This is a genomic window from Marseilla massiliensis, assembly GCF_023336985.1.
Classification (GTDB): domain Bacteria; phylum Bacteroidota; class Bacteroidia; order Bacteroidales; family Bacteroidaceae; genus Prevotella; species Prevotella intestinigallinarum.
On record NZ_JAMBLP010000011.1, the window covers coordinates 78,741 to 98,952 of the forward strand.

Here is a 20,212-nt window from a genome sequence, read left to right on the forward strand (position 1 = left end):
CCCTGCGCCGACGCCTCGGCCTCCACACAGGGCCGGGCAGCCGGGCAGCTGATTGCAGGGCCAAGAGGGCGCTTTTGGGTTAAAAAACGACAAAAACGGGCCCGGCAGCATACACCGTTTGAAAAAAAAGGCTACCTTTACACCACATAACTAAAACTAATCCGAGGGGCAGGCACGCCCCCCAACAACAAGTTTATATGTCATGAAGAGAATCATTTTAGGTTGCCTGGCCATGATATGTGCGGCAACCGCCACTGCACAGGCACAGACCGACGGCGCAGGCAAGGCGCCAAAGGCAAAGGTGAAGAAATGGACGTCGATGGCCCCGAAACTGAAAGACAGTTTCTTCAAGACCGCCGAGGCCACGCGCATAGGCGACAACGTGCTGCTCTACCAGCAGACCACGGGCGGCTGGCCCAAGAACGTAAACATGCAGCTGCCGCTCGAAGGCGAAGCGCTGTCGAAGGTCAAGGCGGCCAAGGACGACGTGAACGAGAGCACCATAGACAACAAGGCCACCACAACCGAGATAACATACCTGTGCCGGCTGTACAACGCCACGGGCGAGGAGCGCTTCCGCCAAGGGGCTCTGCGCGGCATGGAATACTTGTTTGAGGCGCAATACGACAACGGGGGATGGCCGCAGTTCTACCCACGCCCCAAAGGCTACTACACCCACATAACCTACAACGACGACGCCATGGTGAACGTGCTGAAGGTGATGCGCGACGTGGCCAAGGGCAAGGAGCCCTATGCCTTCATGCCCGACAGCACCAAGGCCAAGGCGCAGGCGGCGCTCGACAAGGGAGTGGAGTGCATAGTGAAGACGCAGGTGGTGCAGGACGGCAGCCCTACGGTGTGGTGCGCGCAGTACGACGAGCACACGCTGCAGCCCGCCCCGGCCCGGGCCTACGAGCTGGTGTCGCTCAGCGGGCAGGAGTCTGACGACATTGTGCTCTTCCTCATGTCGCTGTCCAACCCGTCGGCCGAGGTGGTCAGGTGCGTCGAGTCGGCCGTGGCGTGGTTTCGCAAGAGCGAGATACACGGACTGACGTTTGAGTTCTACAAAGACGGCAACGGGCAGCGCGACTACCGCATGGTGCCCTGTGCCGATGGCAGCGACTGCCCGCCGCTGTGGGCCCGCTTCTACACCATAGACACCAACCGTCCCTTCTTCAGCGACCGCGACGGGGTGGTGCGCTACGACATAGCCGAGATTGGCCATGAGCGGCGCACGGGCTACAGCTGGTATAACTCCGACGGGCTCGACGTTTACAAGCGCTACAAGACGTGGGCCGAGAAACATGGCTCGGCCCGGTAGCCGCCAACCTGCGTTATATAATAATGTGTGGCCCCCGCCTGCCACCGGCTCACAAGTGCCGGCGGTACAGGCGGGGGCCACATGTTTACGCCCCATGAGCCACCTATGAGCCTTAAAGCCGCCCTTGCGCGGCCCTACGGCTCGCCGGCGTTTTGCCAAAGCGGCCGCCCTACGGCCGTGGATGCCACCTTGGCGCCTTTCGCGGCTTCCCGCTTTGGCGGCAACGGCCGGCCCCGGGCATATCCGCCGGCCGGCCCCGGGCTTGCGCCCAAGGGCCGGCGGCGGCTCTCACTCAATCTTCTTCAGAAACTCGGCCTCGATGATTTTCAGCGAGCGGCTGCCACGCACGGCCTTCTCGTCGTTGCTGCTGTCGAGCTCGGTGACACCGGCAAAGGCGTCCTTGGCCTCCGACATGCCCGTGAGGCGTATGGTGTACGTTTGCGCCGGCGGGCAATTGCGCAGCCGGATGTGCACGTAGCCCAGCCCCTTGGGCGTGACGCCCCGCCACACCAGCGAGTCGCCGGCATACACAGCTATGGGGTAAGAGGTGGTGCGGAAGCCCTTCATCTTCATGCACAGCTGATCGATGGCTGCCTGCTCCACCAGCCGGTAGCTTATCCAGGCCGAGTCGGCATGCGCCTTGCTGCTCCAGCTGCTGTTTTCGTTGCGGTCGAAGCTGAGGCGGGCGTCGGCCCTGTTGCTGCCGGCCTCGGCGCTCATCACGGCCACCTCGCGCAGGCTCGGGACGAACGACGGCGTGGCCGGGGTCTCGCCCCGCGTGAGCACAGGCATCAGCCCGTCGGACGGCATCTGCCTCGACAGTCCGCCGACCACGCCCACCGCCTGGGTCTCAAGCTCTATCCCGGCCTCGGGCAGGCCCTCGGCGCGCGCCACAAGCCTCACCCTGCCGCTCTTGGGCAGCGAGCGCAGCATGACGCGGTTGACGCCGCACTCCACCGGCAGTGTGTCGGCCAGCACGTGGTTAAGGCCCAAGAGCGACTTGTCGCCCCAGGCCCTGCTGCCCACCTGGTCGTCGATGGTCTTGGTGTTCAGGGCCAGCTGGTTGGTCACGGTGCCGAAGGGCTTGTTCATGGCTATGCCCCCGCGCCACTCGGCGGGGCCCTTCACGCTGAAGCTCACCGTGCGGTTGTCGAGCGGGCAGCGCCGGCCGGCCTCGTCGACCACCTCTACCTGCACCAGGGCCACATCGGCCCCGTCGGCCTTCCAGCCCGTGGGGTTGACAATGGGCGTCAGCCTCAGCCGCGCCGGCGCGCCCGCCTTTACGAGCGAGTGGCGCGACACCTCGCGCCCGTCGGCGTCGTAGCCCATGGCCGTCAGCGTGTCGGCGGTGTGCCTCACGCCTTTGAAGGTGAAGAGGAAACGGCTCTCGGGGGCATCGGCCGACGCCACCACCTTGCCGCCCTGCACCAGGTCGACGCGCGCTGCGTTCGACACCACATATACGGTGGGCACCTCCTGCCCGCTGTCATAGTTCCAATGGCCCACTATGTGGGTGCGCGGCTTGAGGTCGTCGACCCAGCAGTCCCACATCACCTGGTGGGCGTAGAACGCGTCTTTGGGTATGCGCATGGCGTCGACCACGCCGCTCACGCGGTAGTTGTCGGCCGAGCGGCCGTGGGTCTGCGTGTCGCTGAACACTATCTTCACGCCCCCGGCGTTCGACTTCGTGCCCTGGCCGGGGCGCTCGCGCCAGTAGTCGTACCACCGGCGCACCATCTCGGCGGCAAACTCGTCGGCATTGCGGTTGTACTCGCGCGCCGGATGGCCGCGGTGCAACGGCCCGTCGCCCTCTTTGTGGAACGGGTACGACCATGAGTTCCAGTACAGTCGGTGACCCTCGTCGCGGCAGTATTCCATCGACCACATGGGCTTGGTGTCGCTCCGGTTGACGTAGAGCATCTCGCCGCCATACTCGGCCTCGGGCTGGTCGAGCATCTCGCGGCTGCCTATGGCGCGCCCCCCGTAAGGGTCGTACTCGTTGCGCAGCGCCTTCATCAGCGCCATCTGCTCGGCGGTGATGCGCCTGTTGCCACACTCGTAGAACATCACGCTGGGGCTGTTGCGGTTGTAGATGATGGCGTCGCGCATCAGTTCCATGCGCTGCTCCCACCACCGCCCGGAAGGCGTCTTCTCGGCGTCGCCTGCCGGCAGGGCCTGAGGCAGTCCCACGCGGTCGCACGACTCCACGTCCTGCCGCCACGGCGTGACGTGCATCCAGCGCACCATGTTGCCGCCGCTCTCAACGAGCAGCGAGTTGGAGTAGTCGCTGAGCCACGCCGGGACGGCCGACCCCACGCCGGGCCACTCGTTGGTTGAGCGCTGCGCATAGCCGTGTACCTGCATCACCCTGTCGTTGAGCATTATCATGCCGCGGGCAAACTCGGTCTTGCGGAAGCCCGTGGTGGTGGCCACGGTGTCTGTGCCCACGACGGTCTTCACGCGATACAGGTAGCCGTAGCCCCACGACCAGAAGTGCAGCCCCGACAGCCGCTGCGAGGCCACGAGGGTGCGGGTGGAGTGCGGGCCCAGCGTGTGGCGCCCGCCGCTGAAGCGCGCCAGCTCGCTGCCGTCCATCTCTTCAACAATCACGGTGTAGTCTACCGTGGCCGGTGTGCTGCCGTCGTTGCGCACCTCGGTGGCGGCGCTGACGGTGGCCTCGCGCCCGGGTATGTCGTATTGCGTGGCATATACGTAGGTGCCGGTGGTGCCCAGGCTGCTGTAGAGTGGCAGCGTCTGGTAGACGTCGCCCACGATGTGCAGCCTGACATTGCGCGTAAGCCCGCCATAGTTGGCGTTGAACGACTTGGCGTTCCACTGAAACGTGCTGCCCGTGGCCTGCTCGCGGTAGTCCCAGCTGTTGTCGGTGCGTACCTCGATACGGTTTTTGCCTTTCCTAATATATGGCGTGAGGTCGAAGCCGAAGGCCATGACGCCGTTCTCAGACAGCCCCACCCTGTGGCCGTTGAGCCACACCTCGGCTGCCTGGCGGGCCCCCTCAAACTCTATGAACACGCGCTTGCCTGCTGCATCGGCAGGCAGGCTGAAGTCTTTGCGGTACCACACCACAGAGTCGCTCATCTGGTATACCGACACCCTGAAGGCCTCGTCTTCGTTCCACGCCCGCGGCAGGGTGACCTTGGTGCGGCTGTCGCCCATCAGCCACCCGGCGTTGAAGTTGTAGGTTTCGCGCGCCGTAGCCGTGGCTGCCATGAGCAACGCGGCCGCCATAGTAAACATTCTGCTCTTTGACATATACATTGCTTGTTATCGTTTTCCATGCAAATATACTGACAATGGGGCTGGAAACGGGGCGATAATCGTACGGAAAAAGGTAAAATCGTACGAAAAGGGGGCCGCCGACGGCACCATGGCCCGAACAAAAACAACCGCCGGCCGGTGGCGGCCCGCCGCAAATCGCTCTGCCGCGAGGCCGCCACCGGCCGGTACTGCCTGTTGACGCCGCTGCCACACTATATGGCATGGCCGGCGTCAAAAAGCTCATTTCCTGGCCTTCGGAGCCACCTTCTTCACCTTGGCACCCTCGTCGACACCGGCCTTGGCGCCCGACTTGGCTTCGGGCTTGTCGATGCCCACCAGCTCGACGGTGAAGATGAGCGCGCTGTAGGGCTTGATCTGGCCTGCCTGGCGCTCGCCGTAGGCCAGTTCCTGGGGTATGAACAGCTGCCACTTGCTGCCGACGGGCATCATGGTCAGCGCCTCGGTCCATCCCTTTATCACCTGGTCGGCACGGAAGGTGGCAGGCTTTGAGCCATGCTTCGACGAGCTGTCGAACACCGTCCCGTCGATGAGCCGGCCCTCATAGTTTACCTGCACGCGGTCGCTCTTGGCGGGAATCTCGCCCGTGCCCTTCACCAGCACCTTGTACTGCAGGCCGCTGGGCAGCGTAACCACGCTGTCTTTCTTGGCGTTTTCGGCCAGGAACTGCTTGCCGGCCTCGCGGTTGGGGCCGTAGAGCTTCTCGTCCTTGGCAGCCTTGTTGTACTCGCGCTTGGCCTTGAACGCGGCCTCGGCCTCATCGGCCTTCATCACCGTGGTGTCGCCCTGCAGCGCATCGGTGAAGCCACGGTAAACGAGCGGGGCCACGATGGTGTCGGGCGTGTCGGTAAACTCTTTCTTCATGCCTTCGAGCATCTGGCCCTTCAGGCGTGCGGCTATGCCCATGCCGGCCGAGTAGGCCTTGACCTTGGGGTCGTCGCCCGACTTGATCATCTCGTTGAAGCCGCGGATGAAGTCGGCCATGTAGGCCGTGTCAACGCCCTCGGCCTGCTGCAGGTAGGGTATGAGGCCGTTGGTCATGACCATGCCCACCACATAGCTCAGCGAGTCGGACGGACTGGCCAGCTGCACCGGCTGCACCGTCTCTTCTGCCTTTTTCTTCTTTTTCTTTGCGGCATAGGCCACATTGAACGATGCGCTTGCCAGCACGACAAGCACCAACATAAGTGTTTTCTTCATACGGTTTGTAGGAATAAGGTCAGAGGCGGATGCACCACCCGCCTCTGACTGTATTTTAAATTAAAGTTACTTGCCTATTGATATCAGCTCAATCTTGAAGACGAGGACAGAGAAAGGCTTGATGTCTACCTGCTCACGCTCGCCGTAGGCCAGTTCCTGGGGTATGTAAACCTCCCACACGGAGCCTACGGGCATGTGCACGAGGGCGTCGGTCCATCCCTTGATGGTCTGGTTGCAGCGCAGCTCGATGGGCTTGTTGCGCTTGTAGGAGCTGTCGAACACCTTGCCGTCGATGGTGCGGCCCTCATAGTTTACCTTCACCATTGATGTGTCGGCCGGCATGGCTCCCGTGCCTTCCTTTATCACCTTGTACTGCACACCGCTGGGAAGCACCTTCACACCGGGCTTCTTGGCGTTGGCGGCAAGGAACTGCTCGCCCTTCTTCTTGTTGTCGCCGTATATCTTCTCCATGCTCTTGGCCTTTATCTGGCGTATCTTCATGTTGGCAACCTGCTGGGCCTGCTCAACGGTCATGAGGCCTTTCTTGCCCGTGACGCTGCCGATGAAACCGGCCATGAGGTTCTTCATGGAGACGGTCTGGGTGGAGTCGTCGCCAAACACCTCATGGTTGATGCCCTTAACCAGCTGGGTTGATATCTGCTGGCCAATCTGTATGCCTGCATAGTAGGCGGCCTTCTTCTTGTCGTCGCCTGCACTGGCGCCCTCGTTGAGGCCCTTTACAAACTCGTCCATGTAGGTGGTGTCAACACCCATGCGGTAAACGAGATACTCCTTCAGGCCCTGGGCCTGCCCAACGCCGATGGCATAGCTCATGGAGTCGACGTCACTCTTAAGGCTGGCCTTAGGAGTGGAGTTGCCGCAAGAAGACAACATTGCGGCTGCGATAGCCATAGAGGCTACAACTGTTAGCTTTTTCATTGATTTATGTTTGTTTCGTTTTCTTCTTTCCACATTGGGATTACATCACCTTGATGAGCTCTACGTCGAACACCAGGGCCGAGTATGGCGGTATGGACTGGCCCGCCCCCGACTCGCCGTAGCCCAGCTTGTAGGGTATGAAGAAGCGGTACTTGGCGCCCTCCTGCATGAGCTGCAGGCCCTCGGTCCATCCGGCTATCACCTGCTGCAGGCCGAACACTGCCGGCTCGCCGCGCTGAAGGCTGCTGTCGAACAGGGTGCCGTCGGTGAGGAAACCCTCGTAGTGGCACTTCACGCTGTCGGTTGCCTTGGGCTTGCGGCCCGTGCCCTCCTTTATGACCATATACTGAAGGCCGCTGGGCAGCACCACCACGCCGTCTTTCTTGGCGTTGTCGGCCAGGTATTTCTCGCCTTCGGCCTTGGCGGCCTTGCCCTGCTCGGCGCGCTCGGCGTTGAGCTTCTCCTCTTGCTTGGCGAAGTAGTCCTGCACGATGGCCTGTGCCTCGCGGTTGGTCATCTTCAGGTCGCCGCCGGCTATCACGTCCTTGATTGCCGCAGCGAAGTCGTCTATGTTCATGTTGCTTGCGCCCATCTGCGCCAACTGGCGCCCTATGCCCAAGCCCAAAGCGTAGCTTAGTTTGTCCATTTTATACTTATTATATGTGTGCAATGTTTTTGAAAGCGTGCAAAGATACTTATTTTATCCGATTCGATGGACATATTTCGCGAAAAATTACTATTTTTGTGCATTGTTAAGGAGTGCAGGCAGCCACAGCCTACCATCGGTGGCGATGCGCGGCCGCGCTGCGACAAACGACAAAAACGACATGGACATGAAGAAGATTGTGGTGCTGACAGGGGCCGGCATGTCGGCCGAGAGCGGACTGAAGACTTTTCGCGACGCCGGAGGCTTGTGGGAGGAGTATCCGGTGCAGCAGGTGGCGTCGCACGAGGGCTGGGAGGCCGACCCGGCACTGGTGACGAAATTCTACAACGAACGGCGCAGGCAGCTCGCCGCCGCCAAGCCCAACGAGGGCCACAGGCTGGTGGCCGCACTGGAAAACGACTACGACGTGACGGTGGTGACGCAGAACGTTGACAACCTGCACGAGCAGGCGGGCTCGACAAAGGTAATCCACCTGCACGGCGAACTGATGAAGGTGTGCTCCAGCCGCGACCCCTACGACCCGCGATACATACAGACGCTGACGGCCGACAACTGCGAGGTGAAGCCCGGCACGCTGGCTGCCGACGGTTCGCTGCTGCGCCCGTTCATAGTGTTCTTCGGCGAGGCGGTGCCCATGATTGAACCGGCGGCGAAGGAGGCGGCCGCGGCCGACATATTCATCATCATCGGCACGTCGCTCAACGTATATCCCGCAGCAGGCCTGGTGCAGTATGTCAGGCCCTCGGCGCCAATCTACCTCATAGACCCCAAGCCAGTGATGGCGGGCGGCGGGCGACGGTTCATGCACATAATGAAAGGAGCGTCGGAGGGCATGAGGGAACTGACCGCCGAGCTTGCCCGCCAAGGCAAAGGCTGAGGCGCAACCGGCCTGGGGCAAGGACGCCAGCCGAGGGACATGGCGCAAACATGGGGCCATGAGCCGGAAGGGGCACCGGCAAAAAGACTTTTAGCCGCAAACGTGGGCCGAAAGACGGCCGGTGCACACGGACAACGGCCCCGGCGCAACAGACAAAACGGGATTTGACAAACAGGGGTTGGCCTGTCGGCAAGACGGGCCAACCCCATTAAGCACTTTAAAACGACACGACGGGCAACACTGCCGACAAGAACCGACGACAACGGATGGCGGCAGCGCGATGGCAAATGGCACGGGAACATACCACCTATGCCACAGCCTGATTGTGCGTTGCACCAAAAAGGGATTGCCAAACAACGGCAACCGGGCACAGAAAGCCCAACAAACTAAACAACACACACACAATATGGATATGACATTGGAAATAACGCTAAGGCTTTTCATAGCCCTTTTGCTGGGAGGAATAATCGGGATTGAACGCGAATACCGCTCAAAGGAGGCGGGGTTCCGCACGCACTTCCTGGTGGCGCTGGGCAGTGCGCTCTTCTGCATAGTGTCGCAATACGGATTTGGAATTGACACAAAAGACTCGTCAAGGGTGGCGGCACAGGTGGTATCAGGCATTGGATTCCTCGGGGCAGGAACCATAATATTCCAAAAAAACGTGGTGCGCGGCCTTACCACAGCTGCCGGGATATGGGTGACGGCGGCCATAGGGCTGGCCTGTGGCACAGGCATGTATGTTGCGGCCGCCATAGCCACGGCCTTGGTGCTTGTAGGGCTGGAAGTGATAAACTCATTCATACCGACCGTCGGCACCACCACAGTGCAACTGACATTCACCGCTACCACCAAAGAAAGCGTCAAGAGGGTTGTAGACCAGATAAAGGACGACTGCATAGAACTTTACTCTTATGAGCTGCGCGACCGGCGGACGTCGCAAGGCGAGATATTTGAGGCGAGCATCGAAATAAAGGTGAAGCGCGGCAATCACAACGAACGCCTCATAGACTACATGGACGAGTTTGACGACGTGACCATATCGAGCATTGAATGACGCCGGCAGCACGCCGAAAACCCGCAACGGCTTTCTGGCCAGGCCTGCCCTGCGGCAACGGGACTAAGCCACCGGCAGGCCACCGGCCGCAAAGCCAGGGCCCGCACTAAGTCACCGAGGGCAACCGCCATCGTGCGCCGCCATTTGCCACTGCAACGAGACAGGAACACGAAACGGGCCGTCTCACAATGTGAAACGGCCCGTATTGAATGGTGCCAAAGCCCCTCCTGCCACGACGGCGCCCCACGCTGAGGGCCCACGCCGGGCGAAGGCGCAGTGTCACTTCACCTCCCAGATGTCGTTGGTCTCGAGCAGCTCCATGAAGTTGTGGTACTTCTTCTTGGCGCTCACCTCCTCTATCTGCCGGTTTACGGCATCGTCGTAGGCCGGGGCCTCAACGTCGCGTATGATGCCGAGGGCCACGGGGAAGCCGTGCTCGTTGTCCATCATGGCCAGCTTGAGCTGCAGCGTGTCGTCCATGCAGTGGGCGTCGTGCACGAGGATGTCTTTCTCTGTCACGCCGTTCTCGCCGAGCTTCACCACCTTAAGGCCGAAGCCCTGCTGCATGAGGCCGTACTCATTGTTCTCGCCGAAGAGCAGCGGTTGGCCGTGGCGCACGTAGATGGCGTTTTTCTTGCGGCCATCCTTGGTGTAGACACTCTCGAACGTGCCGTTGTTGAAGATGACGCAGTTTTGCAGTATCTCGCACACTGCGGCACCCTTGTGGCGGTAGGCCGCCTTGAGTATGTCCACCGTCTCGGGCGCATCGGTGGCCACGGAGCGTGCGAAGAAATGGCCGCGGGCTCCGAAGCACAGCTCGGCGGGGCGGAACGGGTCTTCCACCGTGCCGTATGGGCTCGACTTCGACACGAACCCGCGCGGCGATGTGGGCGAATACTGGCCCTTGGTTAGGCCGTAGATGCGGTTGTTGAGCAATATGATGTTGATGTCGACATTGCGGCGCATGGCGTGGATGAAGTGGTTGCCGCCGATGGCGAGGCCGTCGCCGTCGCCGCTCACCTGCCACACGGCCAGCTTCTGGTTGGCCACCTTGGCCCCCGTGGCAATGGCAGCGGCACGCCCGTGGACGGTCTGCATCGCATAGGTGTTGACATAATACGGCAGTCGGCTTGAGCACCCGATGCCAGATATCACTGCAGTCTCGTAAGGCGGCACGCCAAGCTCGGCCATTGCCTTGTGCAGCGAAGCCAGGAAGAAATGGTCGCCGCAACCGGGACACCACCTCGGTTGCCCCTTCTTATAATCGTTTGGTAAATATTCCATATTGTTAAAAGTTAAAGATTAAAAATTAAAAAAATCAGAGATGAATATCAAAGAATACTGCTTCGCTAAGAACCATGCGTGTCATATTTCATCTTAAAGCCCCGACTATACGCAAGGCAAAGGCGTAGCTAAGGTCTTCAATGAGATTTTCGCAAGGCATATTCTCTTAATTTTTAACTCTTAATTCTTAATTATCTTACTGAACGCCTTCACAAGCTCGGCCACGACAAACGGCTGGCCCTTGACCTGGTTGAACTGGTAGGGCACGAAGTTGTCGACCTTCATGCGCAGGTAGGCGGCAAACTGACCGAGGTTTTGCTCGGCCACCACCACCTTCTTGTAGCGCATGAGCACCTCGTCGGTGTTGCGCGGCAGCGGGTTGATGTAGCTGAAGTGTGCCAGCGCCACCTTGTTGCCCATGGCCCTGAGCTCCTCCATGGCCGAATATAGATGGCCGAAGGTGCCACCGAAGCCCACGATGAGCAGTTCGGCGTCGTCGGCGTCGCCCTGCACCTCTACGTCGGGCACGGGTATCTTGAACACCTTCATGGCCCTGAGGCGGCACATCTTGTCGTGGTTTTCGGGGTCGGTGGATATGGCACCGGTATCGCCGTCCTTCTCCAGTCCGCCGAGGATGTGCTCAAATCCCTCCTGCCCAGGCACAGCCCAGTAGCGCACGCCCGACTCGGGGTCGCGCCTGTATGGGGTGTAGTGGCCTTTCTGCTCGGCCGGGGCGTAGTGGGGGTGTATCTCTGGCAGCTGTGCGATGTCGGGCAGTCGCCATGCGCCGGAGCCGTTGGCCACAAAGGCGTCGGTGAGCAGCACCACGGGCGTGAGGTGCTCGAGGGCAATCTTGGCGGCGGCGTAGGCAGCGTCGAAGCAGTTGGTGGGGCTTGTGGCCGCTATCACCGGCATGGGGCTCTCGCCGTTGCGGCCGAAGAGCACCTGCAACAGGTCGGTCTGCTCGCTCTTGGTGGGCAGTCCGGTGGATGGGCCACCGCGCTGCACGTCGACAATCACGAGCGGCAGCTCGTCGATGACGGCCAGGTTCATGGCCTCCGACTTGAGGCATATACCCGGGCCCGAGGTGGAAGTGGCGGCCAGCGCTCCGGCAAACGAAGCCCCGATGGCACTGGCGCAGCCCGATATCTCGTCTTCGCACTGCACCGTGATGACCCCGCACGACTTGTGCTTGGCCAGCTCGTGCAATATGTCGGTGGCAGGCGTGATGGGGTAAGAGCCCAGGAAGAGCTTCAGCCCAGCGCGCTCGGCGGCGGCAATGAGGCCATAGGCAGTGGCCTTGTTGCCGGTGATGTCCATGTAGCGGCCCGGCACCTTGTGCCTGGAGTCGATGCGGTAGGTGGCCGGCACGCTCTGGTGGGTGTTGGCGGCGTAGTCGAAGCCGGCGTTCACCACCTTGACGTTGCTCTCGGCAATGAGCGGCTTCTTGTCGAACTTCTCGCGCAGGAAAGCCTCGACAAAGCTCAGGTCGCGGTTGAACAGCCAGCAGACTATGCCCAGGGCAAACATGTTGCGGCACTTGAGCATGCTCTTGTTGTCCATGCCGCTGTCGGCCAGGCAGGTCTTAACCATCTGCGTCATCGGGCAGGCCACCACGCGGTCGGGGTCGATGCCCATCTCGCCGAGGTAGTCGTCGGTGGCAAACTTGGCCTTCTCAAGGTCTTTCGGGCCGAAGCTGTCGGTGTCGATGATGATCGTGGCCTGCGGCTTTGCAAAGCGATACTGTGTCTTCAGGGCTGCGGCATTCATGGCCACAAGCACGTCGCACTTGTCGCCCGGGGTGTAGACACGGCCCGCTCCGATGTGCACCTGAAAACCCGACACGCCCGTGAGCGAGCCTTGCGGGGCGCGTATGTCGGCCGGGTAGTCGGGAAACGTGGATATGCCGTTGCCCACAGTGGCCGACACCGTGGAGAAGATGTTGCCGGCCAGCTGCATGCCGTCGCCGGAATCACCTGAGAACCTCACCACCACCTGGTCGAGTTCCTTTACTTCCAATTTTTCTGCCATAAGTCTTTCGTATCTTTTGTTATAAACAATATCAAAGCAGGCGCATCGCCGGACGGTGACCATATCGGGCCACGACGAAAGCCGAAGCGCCACGGTTATCAAAATGCAAAGTAAGCAAACTTTAGCGAAACGGCAAAATGTTTTCCAATAAAAAAGTTGGACAAGAGGCCTTTTATGCCCATATTATTGCAAAATGACAATAAAACAGCCATAAATACTACATCTTGATGCATTTTTAAGTCAGCAGGTTATTGATGAAGCGAAATACGCGCCACACCACTTTCATTTTGAAACATAAGCCCTGCAAGCGCAACGCCGCCGCATGCCCCTGTGTCAGGAACTGTTCAACGCTGCCAAACCGGCTTCGGGTGACAGCATGGTTGCGGTGTGCTTGCATTTTGCAAAGATAGCCTTTATTTCTCATACCAACAAACTAAATGGCTCTATTTTTCATGGTGCGCATATCATACTGCGCTGCTGTACGCCAACCCTGCATAGCTCACCACACCCGGAAGCGACGAAGCCACGCCAAAAACGACGCACCTCTACCCCAAGCGGCTTGCTGGGCTGCCTGTGCGGCTTATGAAGAAGGGGCTGCCGACAACGCCTTGGAATATGCCTGCCGAGCCGTAAACGGCAGCATACGCCATGAGGTAACTCGGCTGTATCTCTATGTGGCATACAAGCCCGGCAGCGACACTCCGGGCTACGGCAAGGCGCCCTTGCGAATTGCAAAGCCACGCCGGAAGCATCGTTGCCGTAAAACGGCAAGCAAACGGCGCCTGCCCCAGGGCCGGGCAACAATGCGTCAACCAGGCCGTCGACACAGGCAAGAATGCAACTGAGTACAGAAAGCGACGCTCCAAGATTTGCAGAGCAAACAATTGAGGGGCTGCCCGACATGGCCCCTTACCCCCTTGCACTGGGCAACGCCCCCGAGAAAGAGCCCTATGCAAACAAGCCTGCAACAACAATAAGCGCGATTGCCGTAAAGTAATGACACCTTACTGGCAATCGCGCTACATCATGTCTATCGTGCGGCGACGCTTATCCCCGCCATCACGATGCTGCAAAGCCTTTCCTCAACGGACAACCTTCTTCACCACGGTCTTTCCATCCTTACCCTTGGAGCGCATCAGGTAGACACCCTTCTTGGGATTCTTGACAGCATTGCCGTTGAGATCGAAGAATTCAGCCTTTCCGTCACTGGTCAGCGATTCTATTCCCGCCGCGTCTTCAAGCCACGTGATTGCCGACTTAGTAGATGTGTTTCCACCCTTGTAGACCATTTGGATGCCTACTCGCTGTGGCTCACTGGCCTCTACATAAAAGATTTGCATTTCGTTTTTATAGTAAAAATTCTCCCTGTCGTTCATTCCATAAGGAACGTCGATGACGCGCTGTTCGTTTTCGCCATTGTCATCTGTTACCGTGAAGACTACAGGAGTATTGCCCTCACCCATCAAGACATTGAAGTAAAGCTTTTCGGGTGCCATGAATTCACCCTCTTCGCTCTTCATGTCTACATCAAACATGACGCCGATTCCAAAATCTTCGTCAAATTCCGATTCATGGATAACGGGGGCCTTTGGCGTAAGCGCAACATCTGGCACGGCCTGGATAACAGGCCCGGCGTAGAGCTCGAAGGGGTAGATAAGCCTTTTACCCTCGTTAATAGAAAAGCCGGCGTTGGTTGTCGCCGAGACCCTCTGACTTGCGAGGTCGAGTTCCATTTCCAAGAGTGGAGCTACGCGATGCCTGTAGTATTTCTCTCCCGAATCCTCGTCCGTCTCAACTGTCACCGTGGAAGGAACAAAAAAGGTATACGCATTATCGCCCCGGTTGTAGCCTACATACTGTGACTTAAGGATGACACGCCCGTTTTCTATCGTTCCGTGAATCCACTGGGATTCATCTCTTTCCTTTTTGACGCTTTCCCAGAAGGGATTGATGAAATAGAAATCCTTGTCCGTCAGATAAGCCTTGATGTTGACCGCACGGTTCTCCATCAATTGGTTTTGATAGGTGAGTATGAATTTCTGGGGCTCCACGCCTTCTGGCAGAACGGTCTTTTCTTCGTCGAATGGCTCAAATACGAGATCGGTATCACCGTAGCCGTCCCAATCGCCCGTCTGTTCCACCTCGCCAATGATCATCTTGGGCAACACCGTGTTAGGATATTCCCCTTCACCCTCCATAGTCAGCACACCGTCCTTGTATGTAAAGAACACGTCGCCATTGACAGTTTTACCATCGTCGCTGTATTCAAGCGCCCACGTAAGATTATTATTGACAGGCGTGAGGACAAGCCGCGATGCATACAGCTTCGTGCCATCGTATTTGACATACATCAGCTGCGGCGTATGGGCCACATAGCGGTCGCCTTCAAGGTGCGTCAGCTTCAGATATGAGAAGGTGAATATTTTAGAGAAGAAACGCTTGATGTAGATGTTGCCGTCTTCTCCGAGAATAATCTCGGCCTTCTTTGCTTCCTGGAAATTGGGCTTGATGCTCAACCCATCCGAATAAAGTCCAAAACCAGAGCGCGTGAGGTTGTCAACGACGGTGCCGGCAGGAGGATTTTCTTCGCTGATGATTTCATCACTCGCCACGGGGAAGGCAGTCTGGTTGTCACCACCGTCACTCCGTGTGACTGAAAGGCTTACCAAGTTCGAGAGCGAAGCTTCGCGCTTAGAGAAGTCTTGCGCCGATGCCACTACGGCCATCATAGTGCCAAGCAGCATAAGAACTGTTTTCTTGATAAAATGCTTCATAACTAAATTGGTTTTAGGAAAGGAATATTAACGGACAGTCTGCTTGAAGACAATGGCTGCCCCTTGATCTGTAGTAATACGTATGACATAGACCCCTGACGCAAGGGCTGTCAAGTCTGCCTGCGCCACTTCGGCCCCGGGAGATAGCTGACATACCTTTTGCCCTTCTGGATTCCATATTTCCAGCTTCTCGATGACGCGGCCTTCCACCGACACACGATACTTGCGGCTGCCTGTCTGCTCCCATCTGAGGGCGCTCTTCTCGGGCAAGGCCGCCATACCGGTAGCCACTACATCGACCATGGCCGCTTCGGAGCGGTGGCCGTCGGCATAAAGCGCAGCGACATAATAGCGGCCGTCTTCTCCGCTGTGGGTTACCTGATAGCGGGTTGCATGGATATCGTTGGTAGTGAATATCGTCGAACCGCCATGCTTGACGTCATAGCCGATAAGCACAGGATTATCCGCCATGCTCCGCACCGCCTTCACGGCGGCCTTTTCAAAGCGCTGCGCCGTGGCGCCGTGGCCTTTGGCCTTCTCCATGTGGAAGATGAGTTTCTCCGACAGCGTAGTTGGAATGGCGGCATGGTTTCCATGCCTGCCCGCTTTTGCTGAAGAAGCGACAGCCAATTCGTCACGATAGCCAATGGTGACGTCGTCAACCATAAAGCCCAGCGCATAGGCGTCTTTTGCTGTCGACCTATGATGGAAGGCGATATAGAAGTCTTTGCTTGTGTATGGCGCGAGGTCGATCGTCTGGCTTGACCAGTCCCATGATGTATCGTCGCCGTCGCCCGACAAAATCTTGTGGCCTTTCTCCAAGTCACCTGCCGTGGGTTGCCTGTCGCCGTCTGCCTCTACCACATAGACATCGAAGCGTTCGTAGCCTTTCTTCATCGCCAGCTTCAGCTCTTCAGCACCGGCTGGCATCTTCGGCAACACCGCCCAATCATCCATGTCGACGGCTTCCCTGGCGTTGAAATCATAGTTGTAACAACACAGTGACGCCCTACCCTCATAAGCTTGCTGAGTATTTATCTTGAAGGTGTTCCCGTCGTTGTTGGCGTCTATTACGCGTATGTCTGCCGGGAAGCCGGCTGCGCCATATTCCTCGAAATCTTCCTTGTAGATAGGCTGAAGTAGGGGTTTCACCCATGAGAGCGTGACCATCCCTGTCTCGGCATCAAGGCTTCCGGTGAGGTTGCGCACCATCGCGTGGTTATCGTTGACGGTGATGAAGTCTTGCTTTGTCACCGTATTCGACCCGCTGCGGCCGGTTGCTGTCATCGCGACGGTATACTTGCCCGGCAGGCTGAAGCGTATCAAAGGATCGCGCACGGTGGCGCCACCGTTCTCGAAAGCAACACCGTCTGCTGGCGTGACAGTCCAAGCGTAAGTGTCGGCGGCCGGGAATCCTGTGGTAGTGTTTTTAAGCGAAACCGCTTCGCCGGCCGTGATGACGCGCGCTGCAGCCTCAAAATCGGCCTTTATCGGCTGTGTATAAGCCTCGCAATAGTCTGTCCGGGTGAATGTTCTCGACCCCATGTCATTGGTTGCGACGAGGGTTATCGAGTATTTCCCGTCGGCTGTAAAACGCACTGTCGGCGACATGCTCCCGGCATTCCCATCGACAAACGTCACAGTTGAGGGCGAGAAGCTCCACTCCCATCGCGTCACGGGGTGTGACGGGTCTGAGTAAGTGGTGTTGACGAGGTGCACATCGTCATATCGGGAGACTTTCCTGTCATTCGTCTCAAAAGCCGGGTCGGGCTTTGAGGCAGCGTGTTCGAGGCGAATGTCATCGAGACCGACTGCAAACGCCTTTCCCCTTCCGCCGTCGGCATGGTTGAACCCGATGTAGACGAGGTTGCTCTCAGGTGTGAAGGCCACTACCGTACGGCCATATTTCTTGTCGCTTTCTACGTTGACCTTAGCCAGTTGCTTGGTCATAGACGCAGGCTTGGCCTCTGTGCCAAGTGCAACGAGGAGCTGCTCGGCAGCTTTGTCGAAGCGGCGTGACCAGAACGACAGCCTGTAGGTCTGCCCGGGAGTTACACGTACAGGGCAACTGATGAGCCAGTCGCTGGCCCCCCGCGTGAAGTTGGGGTAGTTGAGCGCATATTCCTCACCGTTGTAGGCCATGAGGGTATTGCTTTCTGTTGTCCAGGTCGACTTGTCACCATTGACATCCACGACGGTCCAGCCGCTTTGGTCGAGCGGTTTCTCAAAGTCGAAAAGGCACTCAGCAGCAGGGGGGCACATGTCTACGGCCGTTCCCATGGTCGTAAGGGCAGCGAAATTATTGGAAACGACCTCGTCGGCCTCTGCCTCAACGGTAGCCTTGAGCTTGAATCTTACGAAACCCATGCTGAGGTCGGCCATGAAAGTCAGCGTTTTCTTCTCGCCGACAGCCAGCCCGAAGGCCTCACTGCGCAGAGTCTGCGCGGCAATGTCGGCATCCTCGGCCTCGACGGTCAGGTTGACCACTACCTGCCCCACAGCCTCATGCCCCATATTGGCCACCTCGACCGTCACAGGGGTCGACGCGGTAAAGCCGTCGGGGTCGACGCCGGGCTTCAACGCCACAATGCCGACATCGCTGCCTACGGCATCTATGCCCGTTGCCACGAGCGAGAAGTCTTGTGATTCGACAGGAACAAGGGATACGTGATATGCATCTCCGTCGCCGCCCTCCTCCTCTATCTGCGAGGTTAGCAGCTGCCCCTTGTGAGTAATCCTTATAGTGTATTGCCCGCCGGCGATGGGATTGTCGACAACGACTTGCTCTACATTGTCGACGTTGTTGTCGGCGCGCGTGGCAGGTGCAGCCGGGTTGTTGACATCGAGATGCCATGGAAGCAGCGTCACCCCGTCGGGGGCAATGATGCGCAAGTCGAGGTCGTTGACGAGCATTGCCGTACGGTCGTTTACCTCGTCAATACTGGTCAGCTTGTCTGAAGCGGCATCGGCCCAGGCTATGGTCACCCGGAGAGGTTCGCCGCCGCGTGCGGTCACTTTCTTTTCAAAGCCTTGCCCTTCGGCAAGTGTTTCCTCGAGGATAAGGCTACGCTTCAGGTCGTCGGCAATTGCGTTGGCTGCGGCGAGGGTGTTGAGTATGCCCCACCCCATCTTATAGTCGGGCCCCGCTGCATCACCGGCCTCCTCGGCGGTACCAATGACAAGGGCGCGAAGCGTGGCGGCACGCATGAACTGTCCTTGATTCCGGCGGCTGTAGAACTCTTGAAGAAGACCCAGCGAACCGGTCACTATGGGGGCTGCAAACGAGGTTCCGCCGTTGAAGCCATACGCCTTGTCGCCATAAGACGTGGCCATGAATACGCTTGTGCCTATGGCGGAGATATCCGGCTTTATGCGACCGTCGTTGGTGGGGCCGGTACTCGAGAAGTCGGCCGGGGCCCACGTGCCCCCGAGGGCATTCTCTTTCGACACCGCCCCGACGACAAGGGCGTTCTTCGAGAGCGACCCCGTCGGTATGCAATCGAATCCATGCTCCCCGCCATTGCGGCTGCGCTCTTTGGTTGAGGCCACCCACCGCTGCTTTACCGTGTCGAACACGTAGCGGTCGTCTCTCGGCCCCGGGCCGTCGCCGTTGGCATTGCCGGCGGCGAGCACATGAATGTAATATGGCGAAAGGAGCGTGAGCTGGTCGAAGAGCTGGTCGCGTTCCGTATAGGCGCCAAAGGCAGGGTCTTCCGTTTGGCTGTCGAGGCCTACCCAGTAATATCCCGGGCCCGGGCCATAATCCCCAAATACCCATCCGCACAATGCCCCGTAGGAGGCGTTGGCAAGCAAGTTGCCATCGGCCATCACGCCGGCAATCTCGTACAGGTCGTTGTCCCAGTCGTAGGCCTTGAGGAGTGCGCGGGGAGCCATGCCGTGGGCTCGTGGGTCTACGCCCGATGCCACCATCGTTGAAGCAACAGATGTGCTATGGTCGATTGCCTCTATGTTTGGCTCCATCGCCATGACGCGGCCGCCAAACTCCCTGTGGCTTGCCAAGGGCATGCCGCCGTCCCATTGGAAAAGCGTAATGCCCTCGCCTTCGAGGTCGTATATACTGTTGCCTTGCCAGAGGTCTGCAGTGTGCATTAGTTGCGCCGAAGCGCGGGAAAATGTGGCAAGATAGCGCGGACGCCCATCGGGCCAAAAGCCGTCGAGCCTGACGCTGCGCCCTGCGACCACCGTGTCGAGGGGGAGTTTCAGGCGTTGGGCACGCCGGCGGATGAGCTTGCGCTGCTCCTCGGTTGGCGTGACAAGCTGCTGTGTTCGCTGCAAGAGCACTAAGCGCGACTGGGCTTTGATGGCTTTTTTCTGCTGCTGGCTCTGCGCCGATGCCGACAGGGATAGAACCGATGCCAGAAAAAGCAAGATGGCCCGACTGTGGAACGACGTCCACGAATGGGTAAATGTTTTGATCATAAGCACTCTTATATTGATGGAACAAAAGGATTTAGGTCTTGCAAATATATACATAAATATTAAACAGGCAAGAAAAGCCAAAAGAAAATGCTTGCCGACAAGATGATTGCCGCAAAAGCTGCGAATACATCGGCACTACAGGCCAAGCCCTGCTGCAAGGCAACAACCTTAACTACCCGAATGCGGGGGCACCCGGGGCACGGCGTCGAAAAAACTGTTGGGAGACGAAAACAAGAGTACCCCGACCGAGAATCGAACTCGGATCTACTCTTTAGGAGAGAGTTGTTCTATCCATTGAACTATCAGGGCAATCTGTTTTTCAGCT

At 58.7% G+C, this 20,212-nt stretch carries 12 protein-coding genes and 1 tRNA gene; 3 read left to right on the top strand and 10 right to left on the bottom strand.

Annotated elements, in window-relative coordinates; translation table 11 throughout:
* Nucleotides 1–202: 202 nt before the first annotated feature.
* Nucleotides 203–1,321 carry a pectate lyase gene (gene pelA / locus M3089_RS09155; RefSeq protein WP_205110395.1) on the top strand — a complete coding sequence of 373 codons (1,119 nt, stop codon included), beginning with the start codon at nt 203–205 and terminating at the stop codon, nt 1,319–1,321.
* A gap of 288 nt (nt 1,322–1,609) precedes the next feature.
* Here pelA and M3089_RS09160 read toward each other — a convergent pair whose 3' ends face one another.
* The 4 genes from M3089_RS09160 to M3089_RS09175 all read right to left on the bottom strand — a co-directional run bounded on the left by M3089_RS09160 (nt 1,610) and on the right by M3089_RS09175 (nt 7,403).
* On the bottom strand, nt 1,610–4,594 hold the full coding sequence (locus tag M3089_RS09160) for a sugar-binding domain-containing protein (RefSeq protein ID WP_249083547.1): 2,985 nt from the start codon (nt 4,592–4,594) through the stop codon (nt 1,610–1,612).
* Between the two features lie 246 nt (nt 4,595–4,840).
* Nucleotides 4,841–5,818, bottom strand: coding sequence for an FKBP-type peptidyl-prolyl cis-trans isomerase (locus M3089_RS09165; RefSeq protein WP_249083549.1), 978 nt, complete (start codon nt 5,816–5,818; stop codon nt 4,841–4,843).
* A 66-nt stretch (nt 5,819–5,884) separates the two neighbouring features.
* Entirely contained in the window at nt 5,885–6,757 is an 873-nt protein-coding gene (locus M3089_RS09170) for an FKBP-type peptidyl-prolyl cis-trans isomerase (RefSeq protein ID WP_205110389.1), read from the bottom strand.
* Nucleotides 6,758–6,797: 40 nt separating this feature from the next.
* Entirely contained in the window at nt 6,798–7,403 is a 606-nt protein-coding gene (locus M3089_RS09175) for an FKBP-type peptidyl-prolyl cis-trans isomerase (RefSeq protein ID WP_249083552.1), read from the bottom strand.
* Between the two features lie 187 nt (nt 7,404–7,590).
* Here M3089_RS09175 and M3089_RS09180 point away from each other — a divergent pair, with 187 nt between their 5' ends.
* Nucleotides 7,591–8,301: a Sir2 family NAD-dependent protein deacetylase gene (locus M3089_RS09180; RefSeq protein ID WP_249083560.1), complete on the top strand. Its 711-nt coding sequence runs from the start codon at nt 7,591–7,593 to the stop codon at nt 8,299–8,301.
* 406 nt (nt 8,302–8,707) lie between these two features.
* Entirely contained in the window at nt 8,708–9,358 is a 651-nt protein-coding gene (locus M3089_RS09185; RefSeq protein WP_205110385.1) for an MgtC/SapB family protein, read from the top strand.
* Between the two features lie 279 nt (nt 9,359–9,637).
* Here M3089_RS09185 and M3089_RS09190 read toward each other — a convergent pair whose 3' ends face one another.
* The 6 genes from M3089_RS09190 to M3089_RS09215 all read right to left on the bottom strand — a co-directional run bounded on the left by M3089_RS09190 (nt 9,638) and on the right by M3089_RS09215 (nt 20,196).
* Nucleotides 9,638–10,642, bottom strand: coding sequence for a 2-oxoacid:ferredoxin oxidoreductase subunit beta (locus M3089_RS09190; RefSeq protein ID WP_205110383.1), 1,005 nt, complete (start codon nt 10,640–10,642; stop codon nt 9,638–9,640).
* Nucleotides 10,643–10,822: 180 nt separating this feature from the next.
* Nucleotides 10,823–12,673: a 2-oxoacid:acceptor oxidoreductase subunit alpha gene (locus tag M3089_RS09195; RefSeq protein WP_205110381.1), complete on the bottom strand. Its 1,851-nt coding sequence runs from the start codon at nt 12,671–12,673 to the stop codon at nt 10,823–10,825.
* Between the two features lie 235 nt (nt 12,674–12,908).
* Complete coding sequence (locus tag M3089_RS09200; RefSeq protein ID WP_249083562.1) at nt 12,909–13,097, bottom strand: hypothetical protein; 189 nt, start codon at nt 13,095–13,097, stop codon at nt 12,909–12,911.
* A gap of 658 nt (nt 13,098–13,755) precedes the next feature.
* A complete protein-coding gene (locus M3089_RS09205; protein ID WP_249083565.1) occupies nt 13,756–15,447 on the bottom strand; it encodes a hypothetical protein in 1,692 nt (563 codons plus the stop codon).
* Nucleotides 15,448–15,474: 27 nt separating this feature from the next.
* A complete protein-coding gene (locus tag M3089_RS09210; protein WP_249083567.1) occupies nt 15,475–19,887 on the bottom strand; it encodes a choice-of-anchor J domain-containing protein in 4,413 nt (1,470 codons plus the stop codon).
* 237 nt (nt 19,888–20,124) lie between these two features.
* Nucleotides 20,125–20,196, bottom strand: a tRNA-Arg gene (locus M3089_RS09215).
* Nucleotides 20,197–20,212 lie beyond the last annotated feature (16 nt).